Genomic DNA, 25759 nt, shown 5'->3' with positions numbered 1-25759 from the left:
GAGCGTCCCGCGTACGGCTAGAACGGATCGCTCGCACGCGATCCGTCCGTTCGCCTCGCCTGCGGCGACGGCGGTCACGGGCGGCGTGCCGCGGTCGGCTCCGCAGGGTGGTTGCGTTGCCAGGAGCGTCGTGCGGTCGGCTAGAACGGATCGCTGGCACGCGATACGTCCGTTCGCCTCGGCTGCGGCGAAGGAGCTTCTCGGGCGGCTCGGGGCGGGCCGCTCTGTCCGCTGAGCGCCGCGGGAGTCGGGCGGCGGCTGGGAAGACGCGGCGAGCGGACGGAGGGTCGGGCGGCGCGCGTACGATGGGCGGGTGCCAGCAGTGAATCTGGGTCTTCCCAAGGTGCCCATGACCCTCGCCCCCCGCCGCAAGTCCCGCCAGATCAAGGTCGGGAAGGTGCTCGTGGGTGGTGACGCCCAGGTCAGTGTGCAGTCGATGTGCACGACCCCGACGACGAACATCAACGCGACGCTCCAGCAGATCGCCGAGCTCACCGCCTCCGGCTGTGACATCGTGCGGGTCGCCGTGCCGAGCCGCGACGATGCGGAGGCGCTGCCGATCATCGCGAAGAAGAGCCAGATCCCGGTGATCGCCGACATCCACTTCCAGCCCAACTACGTCTACGCGGCGATCGACGCCGGGTGCGCCGCGGTCCGCGTGAATCCGGGCAACATCCGCAAGTTCGACGACCAGGTCGGCAAGATCGCCGCCGCCGCGAAGGCCGCCGGCGTCTCGATCCGCATCGGCGTCAACGCCGGCTCGCTCGAGCCGAGCCTGCTGCAGAAGTACGGCAAGCCCACCCCGGAGGCCCTCGTCGAGAGCGCCGTCTGGGAGGCGAGCCTCTTCGAGGAGCACGACTTCCACGACTTCAAGATCTCGGTCAAGCACAACGACCCCGTCGTCATGGTGAAGGCGTACCGCCTGCTCGCCGAGCGCGGCGACTGGCCGCTGCATCTCGGCGTGACGGAGGCGGGCCCCGAGTTCCAGGGCACGATCAAGTCGGCCACGGCGTTCGGCATCCTCCTCGGCGAGGGCATCGGCGACACCATCCGCGTGTCGCTGTCCGCTCCGCCCGCGCAGGAGGTCAAGGTCGGTCTGCAGATCCTGCAGTCGCTCAACCTCCGCGAGCGCAAGCTCGAGATCGTGTCGTGCCCGAGCTGCGGTCGCGCCCAGGTCGACGTCTACACGCTCGCGAACGACGTCACGGCCGGCCTCGAGGGCATGAGCGTGCCGCTGCGCGTCGCCGTGATGGGCTGCGTCGTGAACGGGCCCGGTGAGGCCCGCGAGGCCGACCTCGGCGTCGCCTCCGGCAACGGCAAGGGCCAGATCTTCGTCAAGGGCGAGGTCATCAAGACCGTCCCCGAGGCCGAGATCGTGAAGACGCTCATCGAGGAGGCCAACCGCCTGGCCGCCGAGATGCCCGCGGACGACACCTCGACCGGTGCCCCGGTCGTCACCGTCGGCGCCAACTGAGTCGGAGCGGGGCGCGATCGTCGTGGTCCGCCCCGTCCTCCGCCTCGCGCTCACCGTCGTCGTCGCGACCCTCGCCGCGGCGGGCGTCGCCTCGCTCCGTCCGGCCGCGGCCGTGCGCATCGACGGCTGCACCGATCGCCGCACCGCCGCGGATCCGTTCGGCTGCGACCGCTGGGTGCTGACGGCCGCGTCGGGGGAGGGGCCCTACTCCGCCTGGGTGGAGGACGCGCGGGTCCGCCTGCGCACCGAGCGCGTGGACGGCTACGAGACCCTCGTGATCGGCACCGAGTGCTCGAGCGTCGTCGCTCCGTTCACGATCGACGCGGGCGTGCTGGCGCCGGAGGAGCCGCCCGTCTGGACGGACGGCTGCGGCGAGCAGCCCGGCCCCGCCGAGAACCGGCTGCTGGCCCTCCTCTCGGCCCCGGTCGAGATCGGCGGGACCTCGGAGGACGTCGTCCTGGACGGGGTCGGCGGGAGCCTGGTCTTCTCGCGGATCCCCGACTGACGGCGCCACCCGGCGCGCGGGCTCCGGATAGGATCGTCCCTCGTGGTTACCCGTCTGTCGCACCTGTTCGTCCGCACCCTCCGAGAGGATCCCTCGGACGCCGAGGTCGCGAGCCACCGCCTCCTCGTGCGCGCGGGCTACATCCGCCGCCAGGCCCCGGGCGTCTTCGCCTGGCTGCCGCTCGGCCTCCGGGTGAAGCGCCGCATCGAGCGGATCATCCACGAGGAGATGGAGGCGGCCGGCGCCCAGGAGGTGCACTTCCCCGCGCTCCTGCCGCGCGAGCCCTACGAGGCGAGCGGACGCTGGACCGAGTACGGCGACGGAGTGTTCCGCCTGAAGGACCGCAAGGACGCGGACTACATGCTGGCGCCCACCCACGAGGAGTTCTTCACCCTCCTGGTCAAGGACCTCTACTCCTCCTACAAGGACCTGCCCCTGTCGATCTACCAGATCCAGGACAAGTACCGCGACGAGGCCCGTCCCCGGGCCGGCCTCCTGCGCGGACGCGAGTTCACCATGAAGGACGCGTACTCCTTCGACCACACCGACGCGGGCCTCGATGCGAGCTACCAGCTGCAGCGCGACGCCTACGAGCGGATCTTCACCCGCCTCGGCCTCGAGTACGTGATCGTGCAGGCCGACGCGGGCGCCATGGGCGGCTCGCGGAGCGAGGAGTTCCTGCACCCGACCCCCGTGGGCGAGGACACCTTCGTCCGCTCCGCCGGCGGCTACGCCGCCAACGTCGAGGCGTACCGCACCCCCGTGCCCGAAGCCCGTCCCCTCGAGGGTCTGCCCGAGGCGCGCGTCTTCGACTCGCCCGACACCCCGACGATCCAGACGCTGGTCGACCTGGCGAACGATCGAGAGCCCCGCGCCGACGGCCGGGCCTGGACCGCGGCCGACACGCTGAAGAACGTCGTGCTCGCGCTCACCGCCCTCGACGGGAGCCGCGAGCTCGTCATCGTGGGCCTGCCGGGTGACCGCGACATCGACCTCAAGCGCGCGGAGGTCGCCTTCGCGCCCGCCGAGGTCGAGGCGGCCACAGAGGCCGACTTCGCGAAGCGCCCCGGTCTCATCAAGGGCTACATCGGCCCCTGGTCGCCCGAGGGCGCGGTGCTCGGCGAGGAGTCGGCCACCGGCGTGCGCTACCTGCTCGACCCCCGCGTGGTCGACGGCACGGCCTGGATCACCGGGGCGAACATCCCGGGGAAGCACGTCCTCGACCTCGTCGCCGGGCGCGACTTCACCGCCGACGGCGTCGTCGAGGTCGCGGACGTCCGCGCCGGCGATCCCGCTCCGGACGGCTCCGGCCCGATCGAGACGGCGCGCGGCATGGAGATCGGCCACGTGTTCCAGCTCGGCCGCAAGTACGCCGAGGTCCTGGGCTTGAAGGTCCTGGACGAGAACGGCAAGCTCGTCACCGTGACGATGGGCTCCTACGGCATCGGCGTCACGCGGATCCTCGCCGTCATCGCCGAGAGCAACCACGACGACCGCGGCCTGATCTGGCCCGAGAACGTCGCTCCGTTCGACGTGCACGTGATCGCGACCGGCAAGGACGCGGCTGCCCTCGCCCTCGCGGAGTCGGTCGGCGCCTCGCTCGAGAGCGCCGGGCGCGACGTGCTGATCGACGACCGACCCAAGGTGTCGCCGGGAGTGAAGTTCGGCGACGCCGAGCTGATCGGCGTGCCCGTGATCGTGATCGCCGGTCGCGGTGCGGCCGAGGGGATCGTCGAGCTCTGGGACCGCCGGACGGGGGAGCGCGAGCAGCTCCCCGTCGCCGAGGCGCTCGCACGCCTCGGAGCCTGACGGGTTCCCCTCTCCGGTCCCGGGTGCTCGACGCCGGGGTCCGCTAAGATCAATGGTCCCGACGCGCGGACCGGCTCCCGACGGAGCCGGCGCACCGCCGGCGTCGGGCGAGACTTCGACGTGGTCGCACTGTGCGACGCCAAGTGAATAGAGAGAAAGGCCCGCCGTGGACATCGACCTGAGCGTTCTGCGCCTCCTGGAGCGCGAGCGCGAGATACCCTTCGAGGAACTCGTGCAGATCATCGAGCAGGCGATCCTCACCGCCTACCTCAAGCACATCGGGCAGGCGGACGACGCCGACAAGGCCACCGCCGTGGACGCCCGCGTGCACCTCGACCGTAAGACCGGCCACGTGTCGGTCTTCGTCCCCGAGATCGACGAGGAGGGGGCCGTGATCGGCGAGTCCGAGGACTCGCCCCGCGACTTCGGCCGCATCGCCGCCTTCGCCGCGAAGCAGGTCATCAACCAGCGCCTGCGCGACATCGGCGACGAGAAGGTCCTCGGCGAGTTCAAGGGCCGCGAGGGCGACATCGTCGCGGGCGTCATCCAGCAGGGCCCGAACCCCAAGATGATCCACGTCGACCTCGGCTCGATCGAGGCGATCCTCGCTCCCGAGGAGCAGGTCCCGGGGGAGGACTACAGCCACGGGCGCCGGATCCGCGTCTACGTCACCAGCGTCAGCCGCGGCCAGAAGGGCCCCTCGGTCCAGGTCTCGCGCACGCACCCGTCGCTCGTGCGGAAGCTCTTCGCGCTCGAGGTGCCCGAGATCGCCTCCGGTGTCGTCGAGATCGTGTCGCTCGCCCGCGAGGCGGGGCACCGCACCAAGATCGCGGTCCGCGCGACCGAGCCCGGAGTGAACGCCAAGGGCGCCTGCATCGGCGAGCTCGGACAGCGCGTCCGCGCGGTCACCGCGGAGCTGAACAACGAGAAGATCGACATCGTCGACTACTCCTCCGACCTGCCCACCTTCGTCGCCAGCGCGCTGTCGCCGGCGAAGGTGACCAGCGCGTTCGTGATCGACCAGAGCCTCAAGGCCGTGCGCGCGCTCGTCCCCGACTACCAGCTCTCGCTCGCCATCGGCAAGGAGGGTCAGAACGCGCGACTCGCCGCGAAGCTGACCGGAGCGAAGATCGACATCCAGCCCGATTCGGTGATGGACGGGGAGTGATCCCCGAGCATCGGCCGTGCGGGGAAGCGCTCCCGCGGACGAGGGAGTAGAGTGGAACCCGTCAGAACGTGCGTCGGCTGCCGTCTGCGCGCCCCCCGGGCCTCTCTTCTGAGGCTCGTCCTCCGCTCGAACTCCCTCGCGGTCGATCCGCGCGCGGTTCGTGCTGGGCGGGGAGCGTGGCTGCACGACACGTACGACTGCTACGAACGCGCGGTGAAGCGCCACGCGTTCCCCAGGGCGTTCAAGACGCGCGAGAGCGTGGATCCGAGCGAGCTGGAGCAGTACATCACCCGCGGTTCGACCGGCCCGGTTCCTCCCCACGAGGAGCCGACACAGGGCGCGGTCGCATCGCAGAGAGAACAGGCAGAACGGCCCGTGAACTGATCATGAGCAACGACTGATGAGCGGCTCGAAATGAGATCCGTCCGTTTGTGATGGCCTGCCCCGTCTTGGGCGCAGGCCCAAGACAGGAGAGAAGTGGCAAAACCACGCGTACACGAGATCGCAGCCGAACTCGGCGTCGATAGCAAGGTCGCACTTGCGAAACTGAAAGAACTGGGCGAGTTCGTCAAGGGACCGTCCTCGAGCATCGAGCCCCCCGTGGCCCGCAAGCTCCGCCAGGCGCTCCAGGGCAGCGCGGGAACCTCCGCGCCGGCCCCGACCGCCACCAGCAGCGCCCGCCCCGGCGCGCCGCGCCCGTCCGGTGCGCGTCCGTCCGCCCCGGTCCCCGGCCCGGCCAAGCCGCCCGCTCCGGCGCCGGCTCCGCCGATGTCGGTCGCCGAGCGCCAGGCTCAGGCCCAGGCCGCACAGGAGGCGGCTGCCGCTGCCCGCGCGCAGGCCGCCGCCGACGCTCCGGCCGAGGCTCCCGCTGCTGCGGCTCCCGAGGCGAAGGCGCCCAGCGCCCCCGCCGAGAAGCCCGCTGCGAGCCCCGCCGCCGGTGGACCCAAGCCCGTCACCCCGCGTCCGGCTCCCGCCGCCAACCCCCCGCGCCCCAGTGGCTCCGGTGGTGCAGCGGGCGGTCCCGGTCGTCCCGGCGCGCCGCGTCCCGGCAACAACCCGTTCGCCAGCAACCAGGGCATGGGACAGCGTCCCGCCGCCCCGCGCCCCGGCAACAACCCCTTCGCCAGCTCGCAGGGCATGGGCTCGCGCCCGACCCCGAGCAGCATCCCCCGTCCCGCAGCCCCCCGCCCCGGCGCCCCGCGCCCCGGCGGACCCGGCATGGGCCAGCGTCCCGCGGGCTTCGGCCAGCGTCCCGGCGGTCCCGGTGGCGGAGCAGGACGTCCCGGCGGTGCCGGTCGTCCCGCAGGCGGCGGCTTCCAGCGTCCCGGCGGCGGCGCCCCCGGTGCCGGTGGCGGCTTCGCCCCGCGTCCCGGTGGCGGCGGCGGTCGCGGTCGCGGCCCCGGCGGTGGCACCGCAGGTGCCTTCGGTCGCGGCGGCGGCAAGAGCAAGGCCCGGAAGTCCAAGCGCACGAAGCGTCAGGAGTTCGAGCTCAGGGAGGCCCCGTCGCTCGGCGGCGTCAGCGTCCCCCGCGGCGACGGCAAGACGGTCATCCGTCTGCGCCGCGGCGCGTCGATCTCGGACTTCGCCGACAAGATCGAGGCCATGACCGGCGTGCCGGTGCCCCCCGGCAACCTGGTCACCGTCCTCTTCGCCCTCGGCGAGATGGCGACGGCGACCGAGTCGCTCGACGAGGCCACCTTCGAGGTGCTCGGCGGCGAGCTCGGCTTCAAGATCCAGGTCGTCTCGCCCGAGGACGAGGACAAGGAGCTCCTCGAGGGCTTCGGTCTCGACCTCGAGCAGGAGCTCGACGACGAGACGGACGAGGACCTCGAGATCCGTCCCCCCGTCGTCACCGTCATGGGTCACGTCGACCACGGAAAGACGCGCCTGCTCGACGCGATCCGCAACGCCAACGTCGTCGCCGGCGAGGCGGGCGGCATCACGCAGCACATCGGTGCGTACCAGGTGGTCGCGGAGCACGAGGGCATCGAGCGCCCGATCACCTTCATCGACACCCCGGGTCACGAGGCGTTCACCGCCATGCGAGCCCGCGGTGCCCAGGTCACGGACATCGCGATCCTCGTGGTCGCGGCGGACGACGGCATAATGCCGCAGACCATCGAGGCGCTGAACCACGCCCAGGCGGCCAACGTGCCGATCGTGGTCGCGGTCAACAAGGTGGACAAGCCCGACGCCAACCCGGCCAAGGTGCGCCAGCAGCTCACCGAGTTCGGACTGGTCGCGGAGGAGTACGGCGGAGACGTCATGTTCGTCGACGTGTCGGCCCGCGCCGGCACCGGCATCCAGGACCTCCTGGACGCCGTGCTGCTCACCGCGGACGCCGGTCTCGACCTGCGCGCCAACCCCAACAAGGAGGCACGCGGCGTCGCCATCGAGGCGAAGCTCGACAAGGGACGCGGCGCGGTCGCGACCGTGCTCATCCAGTCGGGAACGCTGCGCGTCGGAGACGCGATCGTCGCCGGAACGGCCTACGGCCGCGTCCGTGCGATGGCGGACGAGAACGGCAACGCCGTCCTCGAGGCCGTGCCGTCGCGTCCGGTGCAGGTGCAGGGACTCTCGTCCGTGCCCCGCGCCGGCGACACCTTCCTCGTCACCGAGGAGGACCGCACCGCCCGTCAGATCGCCGAGAAGCGCGAAGCCGCTCAGCGCAACGCCCTGCTGGCCAAGGCCCGCAAGCGCATCTCGCTCGAGGACTTCACCCGTGCTCTCGAAGAGGGCAAGGTCGAGTCGCTCAACCTCATCATCAAGGGCGACGTGTCCGGTGCCGTCGAGGCGCTGGAGGAGTCGCTCGTCAAGATCGAGGTCGACGACTCGGTGCAGCTGCGCATCATCCACCGCGGTGTCGGTGCGATCACGGAGTCGGACGTCAACCTCGCGACGATCGACAACGCGATCATCGTGGGCTTCAACGTCCGCCCCGACCCGAAGGCCCGCGAGCGCGCTGCTCGAGAAGGAGTGGACATCCGCTTCTACTCGGTCATCTACAACGCGATTGAAGAGGTCGAGAACTCGCTCAAGGGCATGCTCAAGCCCGAGTTCGAAGAGGTCCAGTCGGGTGTCGCCGAGATCCGCGAGGTATTCCGCTCCTCGAAGTTCGGCAACATCGCGGGCGTCATCGTCCGCTCCGGCACGATCACCCGCAACTCCAAGGCGCGCGTCATCCGTGACGGCGTCGTGGTGGGCGACAACCTCGCCATCGAGTCGCTGCGTCGTTTCAAGGACGACGTCACGGAGGTCCGTACGGACTTCGAGGCCGGTATCGGTCTCGGCAAGTACAACGACATCCAGATCGGCGACGAGATCGAGACGATCGAGATGAAGGAGAAGCCGCGAGGCTGATCCGACGCTCACGAGGAGGCCCGGGGTTCGCCCCGGGCCTCCTCCGTCGTTGGAGGGGGTCCTTCCGGTCGGCCTCGGGGCCGGTCGGGACGGCGGCGTCCTCTTCGCGCGCCCTTCCCGCGCCCTGCGGGCGCCCGCCAGACCCGAGCCGGGCACGCGAAGAGGACGCCGCCGCCCCTCCACTCCGGTGGGCGGCGCTCCACTCCTCGTGAGTCGACGTGCACCGGGCGAGATCCCTCGGACCAGCAGCGCATCTCTTCCGAACGGAGGAGCGGGCGGAACGCCTCGCGACGCCTCCTGGCTCGGGTCTGGCGGGCGCACCGCAGGTGCGCGGGAAGGAGGCGTCGCGAGGCGTTCCGTCTGCGACGTCCCCTCAGAAGCCCGACCGGCAGTCAAGGCGGGGAGCCGTCTCGCGGCGCGGGAGAATAATCAGAGGACGGGCCCGACGGCCCGTCGAGAGAGAGAAGAGGACCGGCTATGGCAGATCCGGCACGGGCGAGGAAGCTCGCCGACAGGATCAAGGTGATCGTCGCCAAGCGGCTCGAGCGCGGCATCCGCGACCCGCGGCTCGGCTTCGTCACCATCACGGACGTCCAGGTGACCGGCGACCTGCAGCACGCCTCGGTGTTCTACACCGTGTACGGCACGGACGAGGAGCGCACGGACTCGGCGGCGGCACTGAAGGCGGCCACGGGCATGCTGCGGACCGAGGTGGGCAAGAACATCACGTCGCGCCTGACCCCGTCGCTCGAGTTCATCCTCGACGCGGTCCCCGAGAACGCGAAGCACATCGAGGACCTGCTCGCCGCGGCGCGCAACCAGGACTCGCAGGTGCAGACGCTGGCGGCCGGCGCGAGCTACGCCGGCGACGAGGATCCCTACGTCAAGCCGCGCGAGGACGACGACGAGGACTGATCCACCGTACGGAGCACCGCGGAGCCCGTGGCGACGTCGACCGATTCCAGGACGACGTCGACACGGGCTCCCGGCGTGAGCGGGGACTGCACGTCGACCGTGATCTCGGGGTCGAGGAGCTGGACCGAGGAGCGCGTCCGCGCGGTCGTGACGACGACGCCCGAGAACGTCGTGCCCTCGCGGCCGCGGAGGATCGCGGCCTCGACGACGGCGGTGGCGGCTCGGGACGCGGCTCCGGAGCGGCGGTCGCCGGCCGCCATGAGCGCGGGGATCGCGGGCAGCGCGTCGCGGAGGCGGCTGGGCAGCTCCTCCTGGCGGCTGATCGCGAGGCAGACGGCCAGGCCGAAGCGGTCGACGAGGCGGCGCAGCGGCGCGGTGACGTGGGCGTACGGAGCGGCGAGCGCGGCCTGCTCCGGATGCTCCGGCCGTGTGCCGTCGAAGGCGGTGTAGCCGGCGCCGCGGAAGAGCGAGGCGGCCGCGTGCATCACGGCGAGCTGTGCCGGGTCGGTCGTGTCGAGGCGGCGGAGGTACGCGCCGTACGGCTCGTCGGCGGGCCACGGCGCGCCGAGCACCTCGGTGCGCGCTCGGAACGCGGCGACGGTCTCGTCGTCGGCGGGCGGCATGGTGCGCAGGATCCCGACGCCGGCGTCGAGCATCATCGAGGCCGCGGCCATCCCGGTCAGGAGCGACACCTGCGCGTTCCAGTCCTCGGACTCGAGCGGGGCGCGGCGCTCGACGCGGTAGGTGCCGTCCGCGGCGACGATCTCCTCCTCGGGCAGGGTGAGGCTCGCTCCGCCCCGCTCGGCCTCGCGGGCGCGGCGCTCCCGACCGAACCAGGGCAGCAGCGCGATCGAGGGGTGCAGGGTGCCGGAGTCGGCGTCGTGCTGCACGCCCTCGTAGTCGAGCCGGGCGACGCTGCTCACGAGAGCGCACTCGAGGCGCACGGAGCGGGGCTCCGCGTCCGGGCCAAGTTTGATCGTCCAGACGAGGGCGCGGCGCCGCTCGTCGGGCAGGAGTGAGGCCGTGCCCTCGGAGAGGACCGCCGGGTGCAGCGGGACGCGGCCGTCGGGCAGGTAGTAGGTCTGGCTGCGGCGGCGGGTCTCGGTGTCGAGCGCGCCTCCGGGGAGGATCACCGCGGGGACGTCGGCGATCGCGTAGCGGAGTACGGCGGCGGACGGGGAGCCCTCGAGGTGCACCGCCTGGTCGAGATCGAGGGAGCCGGGCGGATCGATCGTGACGAACGGCACGTGCGTCAGGTCGATCCGGCCCGCATCGTCGGCGTTCGCGTCGGCGGCCTCCGCCTCAGCCTGGGCGTCGGCGGGGAAGCCGCCCGGCAGATCGTTCTCGGCTCGGACCGCGGCCAGCGCGGCGTCGAGCTCGGAGTCGGGGCGGGGGAGGCGGAGACGACGTCGGGTCACGGCGCCACGCTACCGGCCTCCTCCGACCCGCCGGAGGCGATCAGGAGTGCGGGAGGAGGTAGCCCTCGTCCGGGGTCCCCGTGGCGAGGCCGTCGGCCAGCAGGCCGGACAGCGCTCGCTCCAGCTGCTCGGCGTCGGGCCACAGCAGGCTGACCTCGGCCGCGGTCACCGGCCGGTGGGCCGCCCGGAGCTCCGCGAGCACCAGGCCGCGCACCTGCCGGTCGGAGCCCTCGAACCTCTTCTGCCGCGCCTTGACCGGTCCGTGGTAGGCCGGGTAGCCCTCGGCGCGCCAGCGGCAGGAGTCGCGGATCGGGCAGACGTCGCAGCGCGGGGAGCGTGCCGTGCAGACGATCGCGCCGAGCTCCATCATCCCGGCGTTGAAGACCGCGGACTCCTCGACGTCGTCGGGGAGGAGGGCGTCCATCGCCGCGAGATCGGGCTTCGTGCGCGGCGGCCCCGGCTCGGCGACGCCGGCGACCACCCGGGCGATCACCCGGCGCACGTTCGTGTCGACGACCGGAGCCCGGCGTCCGTAGGCGAAGACCGCGATGGCGCGCGCCGTGTACTCGCCCACTCCGGGGAGGGCGAGGAGGGTGTCGACGTCGTCGGGCACGACGTTGCCGTGCTCGTCGGCGATCGCGACGGCGCAGGCGTGCAGGCGCAGGGCGCGGCGCGGGTACCCCAGGGACTGCCAGGCGCGGACCGCCTCGCCGGAGGGCACGGCGGCGAGATCGGCGGGCGTGGGCCAGCGGCGCAGCCACTCCTCGAGTCGCGGGACGACGCGGACGACCGGGGTCTGCTGGAGCATGAACTCGCTGACGAGGGTGCCCCACGCGGGGAAGCCCTCGCGGCGCCACGGCAGGTCGCGGGCGTCGGAGCGGAACCAGTCGACGATCGCGGGAGCGAAGGCGGCGGGCATCCCTCCAGCGTACGTGCTGCCGCGTATCGTGGACGGATGACGAAGTGGGCTCCGCAGAAGGCCGATGTGCTCGACGCGCTCGCGGCGGAGGTGCTGCACAACTACTCGCGCGGCAGGGTCGCGGTGGCGATCGACGGCGACGACCCGGCAGTGTCGTCGGCGTTCGCGGAGGACCTGGCCGCGGCGATCCGCCGGGCCGGCCACGGGGTCTTCGTCGCTCACCTGACCGACTTCCAGCGGCCCCGCGCGGAGCGCGACGACGTGTCGATCGCCGCGGAGGAGCGCGCCTACCGCCTGCGCTACGACTACGAGCTGCTGCGGCGCGTGCTGCTCGACCCGTTCAAGCTCGGCGGGAGCACGGGCTTCGTCCTGGCGGCCTTCGACGCCGTGCGGGAGGAGCAGCGGCAGCCGCGCTGGCGGACCGCCGGCCGCGACGCCGTGCTGCTGGTCGACGGCGAGTTCGCGCTCCGCCCGGAGCTGCGCGGCACGTGGAACCTCAGCATCCGGCTCGACACCCAGGAGCCGCCGGTCGACGCGGCCTACAGAGCGACCACCGATCCGCGCCGGCTCGCCCCGGTGCTGATCGACATCCGCGACCCGGAGCATCCGCGTCGCGTCTTCGCCGACTCCTGCTGACCGGATCCGCGCTCAGAGGGCGGCGGCGCGACGGACGACCTCGTCCGCACCGAGGAACGCACCGGATCGCTCGACCTCGTGCACGAGGTCGACGAGCAGCTGGTTGACCGGTGCCTCGCGGCCGAGTCGGTGGGCCGTTCGCACGACCGCTCCCGCGAGGTGGTCGATCTCGGTCCGCACGCCGCGCCGGACGCTCTGCAGCGTCGATCCGGGGTTCGGCACCTCGCCCATACCCTTGGCCATCCGCCGGGGCAGCAGCTCGACGACCGGCAGCGGTGCCGCGGCCAGCGCTCGGACCGCCGGGTCGGTCAACCCCTGCAGGGCACCGAAGCGGACGCCGGCGGCGAGGCCTGTTCGGGCCGCCTCCTTCATCGCCCGGGCGAGCAGACGGCGCAGGCGCGGATCCGCGATGGTCGCCTGCACGGACAGACCGGTGATCGCGGGCAGCGCGTTGACCTCGTTGATCAGGAGCTTGGTCCACTGCGCACCGAGGAAGTCGTCGGTGACCGCGACGGGCACCGCCTCACCCAGGACGGCGGCGGCCCGGCGGACCTCGTCGTCGGCGGGGCGGCCGGGGACGCCGAGCGTGGTGGTCGCCGGCGCCGTGACCGTGACGCGGCCGGGCTCGAGGTGGCTGGCCGCGAAGAGGGCGAGCGCTCCCACGAGCGAGGCGTCGCGGACCTGGCGGGACGCCGCCTGCAGTCCGTCGAGGCCGTTCTGGACGACCACGATCAGGGTGCCGTCGACCGTGCGGCGGTTCGCGCGGAGGGCGTCCTCGGCGTCCTGCGCCTTGGTGCAGAGGAAGGCGACGTCGGGGACCAGGTCGAGGGTCTCGCCCGTCCTGACCCAGGCGGTGTGCTCGCCCCACGCGCCGTCGAGGCGGATGCCCGAGCGGCGGATCGCGGTGAGGTTCGTGCCGCGCGCGGTCGCCTCGACATCGTGCCCGGCACGGTCCAGAAGGGCGGCGATCGTTCCGCCGACGGCGCCCGTCCCGAGTACTGCGATCCTCATCCGACCAGCCTAGGACGGAGCCGACGGGCGGCCGGCCTGCGCGGGGAGCTCCCGATCGGCGCGTGTATCCTCGCACCCGTGTTCGCGACCCCCACTCCTCCGGTGACGGCCCCGAACGGGATCCTCCTGCTGGACAAGCCCGGCGGCATCACCAGCCACGATCTCGTGTCGCGGACCCGGCGCCGCGCCGGGACGCGCAAGGTCGGGCACGCCGGGACGCTCGATCCCATGGCGACCGGGCTGATGATCCTGGGGCTCGGCCCGTCGACCCGACTGCTCACCTACCTCGTCGGACTCGACAAGCAGTACGAGGCGACGATCCGCCTCGGCGCCTCGACCAGCACCGACGACCGCGAGGGCGAGGTCCTCGAGACGGCCGCCGCCGCCGCGGTCGCCGCGATCCTCCCGGAGCAGGTCGACGCCGCGGTCTCGGACCTCACCGGAGCGATCGAGCAGGTGCCGAGCTCGGTGAGCGCGATCAAGATCGACGGGCGCCGCGCCTACGCCCGCGCCCGCGACGGTGAGGAGGTGGTGATCCCCGCGCGACCGGTCACGGTGAGCGCGTTCGACGTGCTCGCTCGCCGCGAGGTCGACGGCTTCCTCGACCTGGACGTGAGCGTCTCGTGCTCGTCCGGCACCTACATCCGTGCCCTCGCCCGCGACCTCGGAGCGGCCCTCGGCGTCGGCGGGCACCTCACCGCGCTCCGCCGCAGCGCCGTCGGCCCGTTCTCCGTTGCGCAGGCGGGCGTCATCGACGAGCTCGACGTCGCATCGGCACTCCTGTCGCCGACCGCCGTGGCCGGCGAGCTGTTCCCCCTCCTCCGCCTGGACGCGCAGGCGTCGGCGGACCTCGCGAACGGCAAGCGGATCCCGGTTCCGGAGTCGCTGCGCGAGTCGTCGGGGCTCCTCGCCGCGGTCGCCCCGGGGGAGCGGCTGATCGGCCTCGCCGAGCGGCGCGGTGCGGTGCTCAAGAGCGTCGTCAACTTCCCGACCGAGGACGTGCGGGCGGTCGCGCCGTGATCGAGTGGTTCACGATCGTCCAGGTCGCGGTCGCCGTCGCGGCCGGGCTCCTCTGCCTCATCCTCGGCCTCTTCGGCCGCCGGCCCTCGGACGTGTCCGTCGGCGCGACCGCGATCGTCGAGCTGCTGCTCATCGTGCAGCTCGCGGTGGCCATCGTGTCGCCGCTCGTCGGCAACGACCCCTCCGGCAGCCTGCCGGAGTACTACATCTACCTGATCTCGGCGCTGCTGCTGCCGCTCGCGGCCGGGTTCTGGGCGCTGATCGAGCGCACCCGGTGGAGCACCGTGATCCTCGGAGTCGTCTGCCTCTCGATCGCCGTCATGGTGTACCGGATGCACCAGATCTGGTTCGTCCAGGTCGCCTGATCACGCCGGGCCGGCTCCCGGCTCCGAGCGCCTACCATTGACCCTGCGATGTCCACACACTCCAGCGAGGCCGAGGATCGGGGCGCCTCCACCCCGACTCAGCCGTCCCGACCCGTCCGCTCCGCGCGCTCGAGGGGGGTCGGCAGCCTCCTCGTGGTCGTCTACGGGATCCTCGCGCTCGCCGCGACCGGCCGCTCGGTGTTCCAGATCATCGACCGCTTCGACGAGGCGCCGCTCGCCTTCTCGCTCTCGGCCCTCTCGGCCGTCGTCTACATCCTCGCCACCGTCGCGCTCGTCGCCCGCGGTGCCTTCTGGCAGCGGGTCGCCTTCGTCACCATCACGTTCGAGCTGGTGGGCGTGCTCGTCGTCGGGGCGATCAGCGTGCTGGCCCCCGAGATGCTCGGCCTGACGAGCGTCGATCCCTTCGGCCGCCAGTCGACGGTCTGGTCGGCGTTCGGCGCCGGCTACCTGCTCATCCCGCTCGTCCTGCCCGTGCTCGGGCTCTGGTGGCTGCGCGTGCAGGGCCGACGGGCGGCGCGGTGATGCGGATCGAGACGCGACCGGAGGATCTCGCCGGCATCGGTCCCTCCGCGGTGACGATCGGGAAGTTCGACGGCGTCCACTCCGGCCACCGCGCCGTCATCGGAACGCTGCACGAGCGGGCGCGCGAGCGCGGACTCGCCGCCGTCGTCGTGACCTTCGATCGCAACCCGCTGAGCGTCATCGCCCCCGAGAAGTGCCCGCCCGCACTCGTCGGCAACGAGCAGAAGCTCGAGCTCCTCGCCGGCACCGGAGTGGACGCGACGCTGCTGCTGACGTTCGACGAGGAGTTCCGCTCGTGGACGCCGCGCGAGTTCGTGCAGCGGATCCTGGTGGACGCGCTGGAGGCGCGGGTCGTCCTGGTCGGCTCCGACTTCCGCTTCGGGGCGCGCGGCGCCGGCGACATCGACCTCCTCCGGACGCTCGGCGCCGAGCACGGCTTCGAGGTCGAGCTGATCGACGACGTCCGCCCGGAGCACGGCCGGCGGGTGTCGTCCACCTGGATCCGGGAGCTCCTCGCCGACGGCGACGTGGAGCACGCGACGCGCCTGCTCGGGCACGAGCCGGTCGTCCGCGGCGTGGTCGTCCACGGGGCGAAGCGGGGGCGCGAGCTGGGCTTCCCGACCGCGAACCTGTCCCCGGAGTCGCAGGGCCTGATCCCGGCCGACGGCGTGTACGCCGGTCGGCTCACTGTCGAGGGGCGCACCTACCCCGCGGCGATCTCGGTGGGAAGCAACCCGACCTTCGTCGGAGTGCCGCCCAAGCAGGTCGAGGCGTTCGTGCTCGATCAGACGCTGGATCTCTACGACCGCGTCGTCGACGTGGCCTTCGTGTCGCGGATCCGCGGCATGGTCGCCTACGAGGGCGTCGAGCCGCTCATCCGCCAGATGAACAACGACGTGAGCCGGGTGCGCGTCGTCCTCGGCGAGTCCTAGCAGCGCAGGCACGTCCCGACGGCCTCCGCCGGTCCTAGCAGCGCAGGACGGACGGCACCAGCGGGGGAGCCTGCCAGGGCATCGGCGTACCGTGGCCGACATGAGCGAATCCTCCTCCGATCCGTCGCGCCCTCTGGCGCTCGTCACCGGTGCGACCGGCTACATCGGCGGCCGGCTCACCCCGCGACTGCTCGAGGCCGGCTTCCGCGTCCGCGTGCTGGTCCGAGACCCGCGCAAGCTCGCCGAGGTGCCCTGGGCCGAGCAGGTCGAGGTGGCGCAGGGCGACCTGGGCGATCCGGAGTCGCTGACCACCGCGTTCGAGGGCGTCTCGGTCCTCTACTACCTGGTGCACTCGATGGGCTCCGGAGCCGACCACGCGAAGTTCGAGGAGGTCGAGAGCCGGGCGGCGACGAACGTCGCCGAGGCGGCGCTCGCGGCCGGCGTCGAGCGGATCGTCTACCTCGGCGGACTGCACCCCGACGGCGAGAAGCTCTCGAAGCACCTGCGCTCCCGCGCCGAGGTCGGCCGGATCCTGATGGAGTCGGGCGTTCCGACGATCGCCCTGCAGGCCGGAGTGATCATCGGCTCCGGCTCCACCTCGTTCGAGATGGTGCGGCACCTCACCGACGTGCTGCCCTACATGCCCGCTCCGCAGTGGGTGCGCAACTTCATCCAGCCGATCGCGGTGCGCGACGTGCTGCACTACCTGATCGGCGCCGCCTCGCTCGAGGACCGCACGCTCAACCGCACTTTCGACATCGGCGGCCCCGACGTGCTGCGCTACGGCCAGATGATGAACGGCTACGCGGTCGAGGCCGGCCTGCCGCAGCGTCCCATCGCCTCCCTCCCGGTCTTCACACCCTGGCTCGCCTCGCAGTGGGTCAACCTCGTCACGCCGATCCCGCGCTCGCTCGCGGTGCCGATCATCGCCTCGCTGCAGTACGACTGCGTGGTGCGCGAGCAGGACATCCGCTCGCTCATCCCCGACCCCGAGGGCGGCCTCACGCCGTACCGCCGCTCGGTGCGGTTGGCGCTGGGCAAGATGCAGGCCGGCGAGATCGAGACGAGCTGGCAGAACGCCGAGGTCTCGGGCGCCCCGAGCGATCCGCTGCCGAGCGACCCGGAGTGGGCGGGCCACACCGTCTACGTCGACCTCAAGGTCCGCCGCACCGAGGCCGACGCGGCGAAGCTGTGGCGGGTCATCGAGGGGATCGGCGGCACGAACGGCTGGTACTCGTTCCCGCTCGCGTGGGCGATCCGGGGCTGGATGGACAAGCTGGTCGGGGGAGTGGGCCTGCAGCGCGGACGCCGCGACTCCGAGCGACTGCACGCCGGCGACGCGCTCGACTTCTGGCGCGTCGAGGCGATCGAGCGGCCGACGCTGCTGCGCCTGCGCGCCGAGATGAAGGTGCCGGGCGGAGCGTGGCTCGAGATGCACGCGGAGCCGGACGAGGGCGGCGGATCCGTCTACACGCAGCGTGCCGTCTTCTTTCCGCAGGGGCTCGCCGGACGCCTCTACTGGTTCGCGGTCCTGCCCTTCCACGGCATCGTCTTCAACGGCATGGCGAACCGGATCACGGCCACCGCGCTCGACTTGCCGGACGCGGGCGACGAGCGCTCCTCTGGCGGGCGCGGAGCGCAGCGGTGACAATGGAACGGCCGGAGAGCAGCGACACCGCTCCCGGCATCGATGAGAGGAGCACGATGAGCGATCTGTCGGACACGGACGCGGGGCGCGATCTCCAGCTGGGCACGGTCCTCTTCGTCGGGGACAGCATCATCCAGGCGGGCGCCTGGGACGGATGGCTGACGGCGTCGACGGTCGTCGACGAGGGCCACGGAGGAGCGACCACGGCCGACGTCGTGGCGCGCCTCCCCGAGCTCGTCGAGCAGGCCCCCGACACGGTGGTGCTGCTGGTCGGCACCAACGACCTCGCCTGGCACCGCACGACCGAGCACATCGTGCGCAACATCGAGACGATCGTCGCGACGCTGCGCCGCGACCTCCCGGACGTGCGGCTCCTGGTCAACTCGGTCCTGCCGCGCGGGCACGAGTTCGCGCCGCAGATCCGCGACGTGAACCGCCACCTGTGGCAGTTCGCGCCCACGGCGCACGCGGCGTACCTCGACCTGTGGCCCGTCTTCGCCACGGAGGACGGCGCGATGGACGACCGCTACAGCCCGGATCGGCTGCACCTGAACGAGGACGGCTACCGCGCCTGGCGCGAGGCGATGGGCCCCGCTCTGGACGCTCTGCTGCGGATGCCTCCGCGGACGCGCCCGATAACGCTGCCGTTCGACGAGTTCGCGCGGCCGAAGACGGCGTAGCGGCAGCTCTGAGCTCAGCTCAGCGCCGCAGCGAACTCCTCGAGGGCGTCGTCCGAGAAGAGCACGAAGCGCACCTCCTCGATCGGGTCGTCGTCGGTGGTCGCTCCTCGGACGGCCGCCACGGCGACCCGGGCGGCGTCGTCCATCGGCCAGCCGTACACGCCGGCCGAGATCGCGGGGAACGCGACGGTCCGCGCGCCGAGCCCGCGGGCCTCGGCGATCGACTCGGTGTACGCGGAGGAGAGGATCGCGGTGCGGTCCTCGCTGCGGGAGTGCACCGGCCCGACGGTGTGCACGACCCAGCGGGCGGGCAGCCGCCCCGCCGTCGTGGCCACCGCCGACCCCGCGGGGAGCCCGTCCCGGAGTGATCCCGCGCGCAGGCGACGGCACTCCTCGAGGATCTCGGGACCGCCCGCACGGTGGATCGCTCCGTCGACGCCGCCTCCGCCCAGGAGGGAGGAGTTCGCGGCGTTCACCACGACGTCGACCCGTTCGCGGGTGATGTCCCCGCGGAGCGCGACGAGCCGGGTCACGAGCGGTTGTTCGAGAGCTCGAAGATCTTCACGAGCTCGGCGATCGCCGCCTCGCGCGCCTCGCCGCCCTCGTCGAACATCGTCGTCACGTGGGTGCGCAAGTGGTTCTCGACGATCAGCTTGTTCAGCGAGCCGAGCGACTTCTGGATCGCGAGGGACTGCGTGACGATGTCGACGCAGTAGTCCTCGTTCTCGATCATCTTCGCGAGTCCGCGCATCTGCCCCTCGAGGATGCGCGCGCGGTGGAGGGACCTCTTCTTCAGATCGTCGATCACTCCGCCAGCCTACGCCGACTCGGCGGATACCCGCCGGGGGTATCCCACCCGCCGCCCCGTACGATCGAGGAGTGAACGCTGCTCCGTCCTCCCGCGGCCCCGCCGGCCGGTACCCATCCCGCGCCACGTCGAAGATGGCGCTGGCTCCCGGTGTGCTCGCGGCGATCGTCCTCCTCGCCGGACTCGCCCTCGTCGGCGGCGACGCGTACGACTTCGTGCGGTACCCGGTCGCGATCCTCGCCGCCGTGATCGGCTGGTTCGCGATCCAGGCGCGGGCGCTGCTCTGGTTGATCGGGCTCGTGCCGATCCTCGTGCTCTGGAACCCCGTGCTGCCGTTCGCGTTCCCGGACGCGGTCTGGTCCTCCCTCCACCTGGCGGCCGTCGGCGTCGTCGTCGCAGCCGGGCTGATCATCAAGGTGCCCGTCGCGGAGTGATCCGCCGCGCCTCCTCGGGGCGGGCCGCACCGGGTCGGGGTGTGCCGCACCTCCTCGGGGTATGATGAGGGCGCACCCGCGCGCCGGGGATGCTGCGACCGGGTCTCAGATCCGTTGCTCGGAGCTCCCGACGGCCACCGGGTGCACCGACGCACGACCGCCTCCACGGAGGCGACACAGCGGCGGCAATGCCGACGGTAGAGCCCGGGAACCCCTCCTGCGCCCCCGTCGAACGTCGAGGAGGAGCATGGCTCGCAGCGGCCAGCGTCAGTCCGGTGGTCAGACGCGTCGTACGAACGCGGCCGGGAGCAGGCCGCGCTCGCGGCCCCGCGGAGGCGACAACGCCGGGATCATCCCGATCCTCGCGCGACGCGTCCGCGAGGTGGAGGCGAAGGCGCAGAGCGGCAAGGTCGGCCCGACCAACCGCACGAAGTTCCTCGTCATCGCCCTGCTCATGCGCGAGGAGCGCAAGCGGGTCAAGGTCGACACCGAGCTCAGCGACGCTCAGCGCGCCGAGGAGATGAAGCGCCTGGACGGCATCGCGACGATCCTCGCGAAGACCGCGGCGCGCGACACGAGCCTGATCAGCCTCCTCGAATCGGAGGCGGGATACACGGCCGCCGCGCAGAAGCTGCGCCGCGACTGGCTGCTCGAGGCCGGCGCCGAGCTCACTCCCGACGAGCTGCTCATCGTGACCGAGCCGGAGCCCAAGCCGGAAGCGCCCGTCAACCAGGTCGTTCCGCCGTCGGTCCGCGCGCGTCAGCTCGCCAACCCGTTCCTCCCGCCGGACTTCTCGATCGCCGCCGCTCCGGCGCCGACCCGCCGTCGACTCGACGACTGGGAGCTGCTCGGACCGCTCTTCAAGGCGTTCGAGTACGGCGCCGGCGGACGCGCCGCGAGCATGGAGCTGCCCGAGCCGCCTACCCTCGACCGGGTCTCCCCGCGCGGCCGGGAGCTGATGGAGCACCAGGCGCGCTTCATCGAGAGCGCTCGGGAGGGGCACCGCAGCTTCCTCCTCGCCGACGAGCCGGGCCTCGGCAAGACCGCGCAGAGCCTGCTCGCCGCCTCCGTCACCGGGTCGTACCCGCTGCTCGCCGTGGTGCCGAACGTCGTCAAGATGAACTGGGCGCGCGAGGTCGAGCACTGGACGCCGCAGCGCCGCGCGACCGTGATCCACGGCGACGGGACGACCCTCGACGCGTTCGCCGACGTGGTCATCGTGAACTACGACATCCTCGACCGCCACCTGGGCTGGCTCGGGAGCATGGGCTTCCGCGGCATGGTCGTCGACGAGGCGCACTTCATCAAGAACCTGCGGTCGCAGCGGTCGCAGAGCGTGCTCGCGCTCGCCTCGAAGATCCGCGAGACCACTCCGGGTCACGATCCGCTGATGATCGCCCTGACGGGCACGCCGCTGATCAACGACGTCGACGACTTCCGCGCCATCTGGCGCTTCCTCGGCTGGATCGACGAGACGAAGCCCGGCACCGAGCTGATGAGCCGCCTCGAGGACACGGGCCTCACTCCGGCCGACACGGCCTTCTACCCGGAGGCGCGCGAGGCGGTCATCGATCTCGGCATCGTCCGGCGCAAGAAGATCGACGTCGCCGCCGACCTGCCGTCGAAGCGGATCGTCGACCTGCCCGTCGAGCTCGACGACGACCTCGGCCGCTCCATCCAGAAGGCCGAGCGCGAGCTGGGCGCCCGGATGCTGCAGCGGTACAAGGCCGTCACGGCCTCGATCACGCACGAGCTCGACACCGACGAGAGCGAGCGGTTCATCCGCATCGTCGCGCAGAGCGAGCTCGAGGAGTCGAAGTCGGCGAAGACCGGCGAGAACGTGTTCACGATGGTGCGGCGCATCGGCCAGGCGAAGGCCGCGCTCGCCGCGGACTACGCCTCGCAGCTCGCGCGCTCGGTCGGCAAGGTCGTCTTCTTCGCGAAGCACGTCGACGTGATGGACCAGGCCGAGGACACCTTCGAGAAGCGCGAGCTCGCCTCCGTCTCGATCCGCGGCGACCAGACGGCGACCTTCCGCCAGTCGCAGATCGACGCGTTCAACACCGACCCCGACGTCTCGGTCGCGGTCTGCTCGCTGACGGCGGCCGGAGTGGGCGTGAACCTGCAGGCGTCCTCGAACGTGGTCCTCGCGGAGCTGTCCTGGACGTCCGCGGAGCAGACCCAGGCCATCGACCGCGTGCACCGCATCGGTCAGGAGGAGCCGGTCACGGCGTGGCGCATCATCGCCGCACACACGATCGACGCCAAGATCGCCGAGCTGATCGACGCCAAGGCGGGCCTCGCCGCCCGCGCCCTCGACGGGGCGGACGCCGAGACCGCCTCGGCGGACACCGTTCAGCTGGACGCGCTCATGCACGTCCTCCGCGAGGCGATCGGCTGAGCGGAGCCGCGAAGAAGTCGCGCTCGAACAGGCTGGAGCGCAGGAACGCGTCGCGCATCGCGGCGCGTTCCGTGTCTCCGGCCCGGGCGGACGCCGCCTCGGTGATCGCGATCGCCCGCTCGGTCGCCGCTGCGAATCCGGGGTCGGCGTAGGTCGAGAGCCAGTCCTCGTAGGGATGGCCCGGCCGGTTCGCGGCCCCCAGTCGCTCGCCGATGTCGGCGTAGAGCCAGAAGCACGGGAGCAGCGCCGCGACGACCTCGCCGTAACCGCCCCTGGCCCCCACGGCTGTCAGGTGGTCGACGTAGCCGCGGGTGGCGTCGGACGGGCTCTCGGAGCGTCCGCCGAGGCGGTCGCGGTGCAGCTGAGCCTCCGTCGCGATCGCCTGCGCGGAGCTCTCGGCCCAGAAGACCTGCTCCTGGGCGGTGGGAGCCTTCTGCGCCGCGACGGCGAGCACGCGCGCGTACTCCGAGAGGTACAGCGCATCCTGGGCGAGGTACCACTCGAAGTCGTCCCGCTCGAGAGTGCCGTCGCCCAGCGCGGTCACGAAGGGCAGCGCGTCGATCGCGCGGCGCAGCGGCTCCGTCTCCTCCCAGACGGCGCTGCAGAACGGCGGGGTCCTGAGCCGGTGGAAGTGGTCGATCGGGCCGTTGCCGCTGCCGACCTCGAGGGCGTCGGCCGCGCGCAGGGCGCCGGTCAGCCACTCCTTCGCCTGTGTCAGCGCTTCGGCGAGATCGTCGGCCGAGGTGGAGCGTCCGGCGAGCAGCACGGCCAGGGCGGAGGAGAGCGAGCAGCCGGTGCCGTGCGTGTTCGCGGTGTCGACGCGCCGGCCGGGGATCTCGCGCACCTCGCCCTCGGGCGTGACCACGGCGTCCGGAGTCGAGGGGCCGTCGAGGTGGCCGCCCTTCACCAGCACGGCGGTGCCGAGGCTGCGGGCGAGCTGCGCGCCCTGCTGCAGCGCCTCGTGCCAGTCCTCTGCGGGCGCTGTCCCCGCGAGCACCGCGAGCTCGGGGAGATTCGGAGTGACGAGGTGTGCGCGACGGACGAGCCCGCGGACGCACTCCTCGGCCTCGGGGTCGAGCAGGCGGTGGCCGCTGGTCGCGATCATGACCGGATCGACGACGATCAGGGGCGGCTGCACCGTCTCGAGCCAGTCGAGGATCTCGGCGCCGATCGCAGCGGTCGCGATCATCCCGATCTTCACCGCGTCGATCTCGACGTCGTCGCTGACGGCGTCGAGCTGCTCGCGGAGGAAGGAGGTCGGGGGCAGATGGACGGAGCGCACGCCGTGCGTGTTCTGCGCGACGAGCGCGGTGACGACCGCCATCCCGTAGCCGCCGAGCGCCCCGATCGACTTGAGGTCGGCCTGGATGCCCGCGCCGCCCGTCGGGTCGGTGCCCGCGATGCTGAGCACGCGGGGGATCCGCGCGGTCATCGGTCCCACTCCGAGCGCAGGCTCCGAGCGGCGTCGGCGGGGTCGGCCGCCGTGCAGATCGCGGAGACGACGGCGAGCCCCGCCGCGCCCGCCGCCCGCAGGGGAGCTGCGTCGCGGGCGTCCACGCCGCCGATGGCGACGCAGGGGAGCGCAGTCGCGGCGGCGAGAGCGGCGAAGCCGTCGATCCCGAGCGGCGCCGGGTGGTCCGGCTTCGTCGTGGTCGGGCGGATCACTCCGACGCCGAGGTAGTCGACGGTGCCCGCGGGCAGGGCGTGGACGGCGTCGAGATGGGCGGTCGTGTTCGCCGTCAGCCCGACGACCGCGTCGGGTCCCAGCAGCGCGCGCGCTGCGGCGACGGGCAGATCGGACTGCCCGACGTGCACGCCGTGCACTCGGGCGCCGGCGAGCCGGGCGGCGAGGGCGACGTCGACGCGGTCGTCGACCAGGAGGGTCGTGCTGTCGTCGAGCACCTCGGCGACGGCCAGGACGAGAGCGAGCAGCTCGGCCGCGGAGGCGTCGTGGTCGCGGATCTGCACCGTTCGGACACCGCCGACGAAGGCTGCAGCGACCACCGCGGGCACCCCGCGCACCCCGCACTGCCGGGTGTCGGTGACCAGGTAGACGGAGAGGTCGAGGGGCCTCATGCGATCCTCGCCTCCTCCGCGACGACCGTCGCGTCGAGGGCCGAGACCGCGTCGAGCAGCGCCACGGCGAAAGATCCGGGGCCGGCCGACACGGAGGCCGCGTGCTCGGCCGCGAGGCCCCACACGACCGATCCCGCGACGGCGGCGCGCAGCGCTGCTGCGGGAGTATCGTCCGACGCCCCGAGGAACGCGGCCATCACCGCGCCGAGAGCGCAGCCTCCGCCGGTCACCCGGGTGAGGAGGGGGTGCCCGCCCGTGACGCGCACGATCGCGACCCCGTCGGTCACGAGGTCCACCGGACCCGAGACGGCGACAGCGGCGCCGGTGCGCAGCGCGAGCTCCTTCGCGGCGTCGAGCGCGTCCTCGGCGCCGTCGACCGCGTCCACTCCGCGCCCGCCGGCTCCAAGTCCCGCCAGCGCGAGGATCTCGGAGGCGTTGCCGCGGATGATCGAGGGCCGCAGGGCGACGATCTCGGCCGCGAAGGCGGTGCGCACCGGCAGCGGGCCGACGGCGACCGGATCGAGCACCCACCGGCCGCCGGCGGCGATCGCCTCGCGGGCGCCGGCGCGCTGCTCGGAACCGGGAGTGCCGAGGTTCACGAGCGTCGCGGAGGCGAGCGCGGCGAAGACCCCGGCCTCGCCGGGCAGGTCCGCCATCGCCGGACTGGCGCCCAGCGCGAGGAGGCTGTTGGCCGTGAATCCGGTCACCACCGCGTTGGTGATGCACTGGACGAGCGGCGCCTTCCGGCGCAGCTCCTCGAGGTCGCGGCCGACGGCGGCCCCGTCGAGGTCGTGGAGGGTCGGGTGGGCAGGCGTGCGAATGCTCATTCGCGACATCCCTTCGCTAGTACGAACTAGATCAGGTTCAACGGGTCTTCTCTCAGCCCTCTCGGGCACCCCGTGTCACTGCGCACGACCCTAGCAGCGGCTCCGACCCTCCCTGGAGGCCACGAGCACGGCGGGCGCGAGCGGGAGGAGCTCGATGTCCCGCGCCCCGCAGGGGCACTGCAGGTAGCTGAGGATCCCCTCGCTGGTCGGGTGGCGGGAGAGTCGTGTCCATCGGTGCTCGTGCATGCGCCGATCCTCACGTCATGCCTCGGTGACGTTCAACCATTACAGTCGGCGGATGAGCTTCGACCACCGCCACCAGGTCGGCCCGCGACTCGCGGCCGCGCTCGTGAACGCGGCGCCCGACGACGCGATCGAGCCGCTGCTGCGCGAGCAGGGCGTCCGCGAACCGGCGCTCGCTCCCTCCGCGACGCTCGCACTGCGGACCTGGGGCAGGCGGATGCGGGGCGTCTTCGCCGCGACCTCCGTCCAGGCCCGCTGCGACGAGGTGAACGCCCTGCTCGCCGAGGTCGCCGGGTCGCTGTTCGTCGCGACCCACGACGGCATGCCGCCGCACCTGCACCTCGTGCCGGACGACAGCGACGTCGTCACTCGCGTCCGCTCGGTGACCGCGGGCGGCCTCGCGTTCTTCGTGTCCTCCTCCGCCGGGCTCCGGATGGGCGTCTGCGCGCGCGAGAGCTGCGACAGGGTCTTCGTCGACGAGTCCCGGGCCGGTCGGCAGCGCTACTGCTCCGCGCGCTGCGGGAACACGGACGCGGTCGCGCGGCACCGCCGATCGGCGCGGTAGCG

General features: G+C 72.4%; 26 protein-coding genes and 1 riboswitch. Of the genes, 17 read left to right on the top strand and 9 right to left on the bottom strand.

All coding sequences use genetic code 11. The features are described from left to right. Positions 1-313: 313 nt before the first annotated feature. The 7 genes from ispG to rbfA all read left to right on the top strand — a co-directional run bounded on the left by ispG (position 314) and on the right by rbfA (position 9231). Positions 314-1474, top strand: a complete 1161-nt coding sequence (gene ispG, locus ASF48_RS17975) for a flavodoxin-dependent (E)-4-hydroxy-3-methylbut-2-enyl-diphosphate synthase (protein ID WP_082481773.1) — start codon at positions 314-316, stop codon at positions 1472-1474. A 22-nt stretch (positions 1475-1496) separates the two neighbouring features. Further along, the gene (locus tag ASF48_RS17970) at positions 1497-1979 is read left to right on the top strand and encodes a hypothetical protein (RefSeq protein ID WP_055794647.1); all 483 of its coding nucleotides are present in this window, start codon (positions 1497-1499) and stop codon (positions 1977-1979) included. A 42-nt stretch (positions 1980-2021) separates the two neighbouring features. After that, positions 2022-3788 (top strand): proline--tRNA ligase, encoded by a 1767-nt coding sequence (locus tag ASF48_RS17965; RefSeq protein ID WP_055794645.1) that lies wholly within the window; start codon positions 2022-2024, stop codon positions 3786-3788. Between the two features lie 166 nt (positions 3789-3954). Next, positions 3955-4956: a transcription termination factor NusA gene (nusA, locus tag ASF48_RS17960; protein ID WP_055794643.1), complete on the top strand. Its 1002-nt coding sequence runs from the start codon at positions 3955-3957 to the stop codon at positions 4954-4956. 51 nt (positions 4957-5007) lie between these two features. Then, positions 5008-5340 (top strand): YlxR family protein, encoded by a 333-nt coding sequence (locus tag ASF48_RS17955; RefSeq protein WP_082481770.1) that lies wholly within the window; start codon positions 5008-5010, stop codon positions 5338-5340. Between the two features lie 93 nt (positions 5341-5433). Beyond that, a complete protein-coding gene (gene infB, locus ASF48_RS17950) occupies positions 5434-8316 on the top strand; it encodes a translation initiation factor IF-2 (RefSeq protein WP_055794641.1) in 2883 nt (960 codons plus the stop codon). 477 nt (positions 8317-8793) lie between these two features. Further along, positions 8794-9231 carry a 30S ribosome-binding factor RbfA gene (gene rbfA / locus ASF48_RS17945; RefSeq protein ID WP_055794638.1) on the top strand — a complete coding sequence of 146 codons (438 nt, stop codon included), beginning with the start codon at positions 8794-8796 and terminating at the stop codon, positions 9229-9231. Here the strand turns inward: rbfA and ASF48_RS17940 are convergent. Both ASF48_RS17940 and ASF48_RS17935 read right to left on the bottom strand, forming a co-directional pair. Continuing rightward, positions 9195-10649: an RNB domain-containing ribonuclease gene (locus ASF48_RS17940; RefSeq protein WP_082481768.1), complete on the bottom strand. Its 1455-nt coding sequence runs from the start codon at positions 10647-10649 to the stop codon at positions 9195-9197. The genes rbfA and ASF48_RS17940 overlap by 37 nt on opposite strands. Before the next feature lie 40 nt (positions 10650-10689). Further along, positions 10690-11568, bottom strand: coding sequence for an A/G-specific adenine glycosylase (locus tag ASF48_RS17935; protein ID WP_055794636.1), 879 nt, complete (start codon positions 11566-11568; stop codon positions 10690-10692). 36 nt (positions 11569-11604) lie between these two features. Here ASF48_RS17935 and ASF48_RS17930 point away from each other — a divergent pair, with 36 nt between their 5' ends. Then, positions 11605-12204: a hypothetical protein gene (locus ASF48_RS17930; protein WP_055794634.1), complete on the top strand. Its 600-nt coding sequence runs from the start codon at positions 11605-11607 to the stop codon at positions 12202-12204. A 12-nt stretch (positions 12205-12216) separates the two neighbouring features. Here ASF48_RS17930 and ASF48_RS17925 read toward each other — a convergent pair whose 3' ends face one another. Then, entirely contained in the window at positions 12217-13215 is a 999-nt protein-coding gene (locus ASF48_RS17925) for a ketopantoate reductase family protein (protein ID WP_055794631.1), read from the bottom strand. A 78-nt stretch (positions 13216-13293) separates the two neighbouring features. Between ASF48_RS17925 and truB the strand changes: the two genes are divergently transcribed. From truB to ASF48_RS17895, 6 genes are all read left to right on the top strand, one after another. Beyond that, positions 13294-14235, top strand: a complete 942-nt coding sequence (gene truB, locus ASF48_RS17920; RefSeq protein ID WP_055794630.1) for a tRNA pseudouridine(55) synthase TruB — start codon at positions 13294-13296, stop codon at positions 14233-14235. After that, on the top strand, positions 14232-14600 hold the full coding sequence (locus ASF48_RS17915; protein ID WP_055794628.1) for a hypothetical protein: 369 nt from the start codon (positions 14232-14234) through the stop codon (positions 14598-14600). The genes truB and ASF48_RS17915 overlap by 4 nt, the downstream gene beginning before the upstream one ends. Before the next feature lie 48 nt (positions 14601-14648). After that, on the top strand, positions 14649-15143 hold the full coding sequence (locus ASF48_RS17910) for a hypothetical protein (RefSeq protein WP_055794626.1): 495 nt from the start codon (positions 14649-14651) through the stop codon (positions 15141-15143). Beyond that, positions 15143-16075: a bifunctional riboflavin kinase/FAD synthetase gene (locus ASF48_RS17905; RefSeq protein WP_055794731.1), complete on the top strand. Its 933-nt coding sequence runs from the start codon at positions 15143-15145 to the stop codon at positions 16073-16075. The genes ASF48_RS17910 and ASF48_RS17905 overlap by 1 nt, the downstream gene beginning before the upstream one ends. 100 nt (positions 16076-16175) lie before the next feature. Then, on the top strand, positions 16176-17723 hold the full coding sequence (locus tag ASF48_RS17900) for an SDR family oxidoreductase (protein WP_055794729.1): 1548 nt from the start codon (positions 16176-16178) through the stop codon (positions 17721-17723). A 56-nt stretch (positions 17724-17779) separates the two neighbouring features. Next, complete coding sequence (locus ASF48_RS17895; protein ID WP_055794727.1) at positions 17780-18403, top strand: GDSL-type esterase/lipase family protein; 624 nt, start codon at positions 17780-17782, stop codon at positions 18401-18403. Between the two features lie 14 nt (positions 18404-18417). Here ASF48_RS17895 and ASF48_RS19580 read toward each other — a convergent pair whose 3' ends face one another. Together ASF48_RS19580 and ASF48_RS19575 are read right to left on the bottom strand one after the other, a co-directional pair. Continuing rightward, positions 18418-18936 carry an O-acetyl-ADP-ribose deacetylase gene (locus ASF48_RS19580; protein WP_055794623.1) on the bottom strand — a complete coding sequence of 173 codons (519 nt, stop codon included), beginning with the start codon at positions 18934-18936 and terminating at the stop codon, positions 18418-18420. Further along, positions 18933-19211: a metal-sensitive transcriptional regulator gene (locus ASF48_RS19575; protein WP_055794622.1), complete on the bottom strand. Its 279-nt coding sequence runs from the start codon at positions 19209-19211 to the stop codon at positions 18933-18935. Before ASF48_RS19575 ends, ASF48_RS19580 begins: the two co-directional genes overlap by 4 nt. 71 nt (positions 19212-19282) lie before the next feature. Here ASF48_RS19575 and ASF48_RS19570 point away from each other — a divergent pair, with 71 nt between their 5' ends. Further along, entirely contained in the window at positions 19283-19645 is a 363-nt protein-coding gene (locus ASF48_RS19570) for a DUF6804 family protein (protein WP_157603243.1), read from the top strand. A gap of 247 nt (positions 19646-19892) precedes the next feature. Continuing rightward, on the top strand, positions 19893-22046 hold the full coding sequence (locus tag ASF48_RS17875) for a DEAD/DEAH box helicase (RefSeq protein WP_055794618.1): 2154 nt from the start codon (positions 19893-19895) through the stop codon (positions 22044-22046). On the opposite strand, the gene thiD is transcribed toward ASF48_RS17875, so the two are convergent. From thiD to ASF48_RS19825, 4 genes are all read right to left on the bottom strand, one after another. Beyond that, on the bottom strand, positions 22015-23478 hold the full coding sequence (gene thiD / locus ASF48_RS17870; protein WP_055794725.1) for a bifunctional hydroxymethylpyrimidine kinase/phosphomethylpyrimidine kinase: 1464 nt from the start codon (positions 23476-23478) through the stop codon (positions 22015-22017). The two genes, ASF48_RS17875 and thiD, sit on opposite strands and share 32 nt — an antisense overlap. Next, on the bottom strand, positions 23475-24122 hold the full coding sequence (gene thiE / locus ASF48_RS17865) for a thiamine phosphate synthase (protein ID WP_055794616.1): 648 nt from the start codon (positions 24120-24122) through the stop codon (positions 23475-23477). The genes thiD and thiE overlap by 4 nt, the downstream gene beginning before the upstream one ends. Beyond that, complete coding sequence (gene thiM / locus ASF48_RS17860; RefSeq protein ID WP_055794613.1) at positions 24119-24949, bottom strand: hydroxyethylthiazole kinase; 831 nt, start codon at positions 24947-24949, stop codon at positions 24119-24121. Before thiM ends, thiE begins: the two co-directional genes overlap by 4 nt. Further along, positions 24941-25032, bottom strand: a riboswitch (TPP riboswitch). Its footprint overlaps the gene before it by 9 nt. A gap of 7 nt (positions 25033-25039) precedes the next feature. Then, entirely contained in the window at positions 25040-25195 is a 156-nt protein-coding gene (locus ASF48_RS19825) for a hypothetical protein (protein WP_200931049.1), read from the bottom strand. 52 nt (positions 25196-25247) lie between these two features. On the opposite strand from ASF48_RS19825, the gene ASF48_RS17855 reads away from it, so the two are divergent. Next, positions 25248-25757: a CGNR zinc finger domain-containing protein gene (locus ASF48_RS17855; RefSeq protein ID WP_055794611.1), complete on the top strand. Its 510-nt coding sequence runs from the start codon at positions 25248-25250 to the stop codon at positions 25755-25757. Positions 25758-25759 lie beyond the last annotated feature (2 nt).

It is taken from the genome of Rathayibacter sp. Leaf299, assembly GCF_001423055.1.
In the GTDB taxonomy this organism is placed as follows: domain Bacteria; phylum Actinomycetota; class Actinomycetes; order Actinomycetales; family Microbacteriaceae; genus Rathayibacter; species Rathayibacter caricis.
The sequence above is the reverse complement of the archived record's forward strand: the minus strand, read 5'-3'. Positions and strand labels throughout refer to the sequence as shown.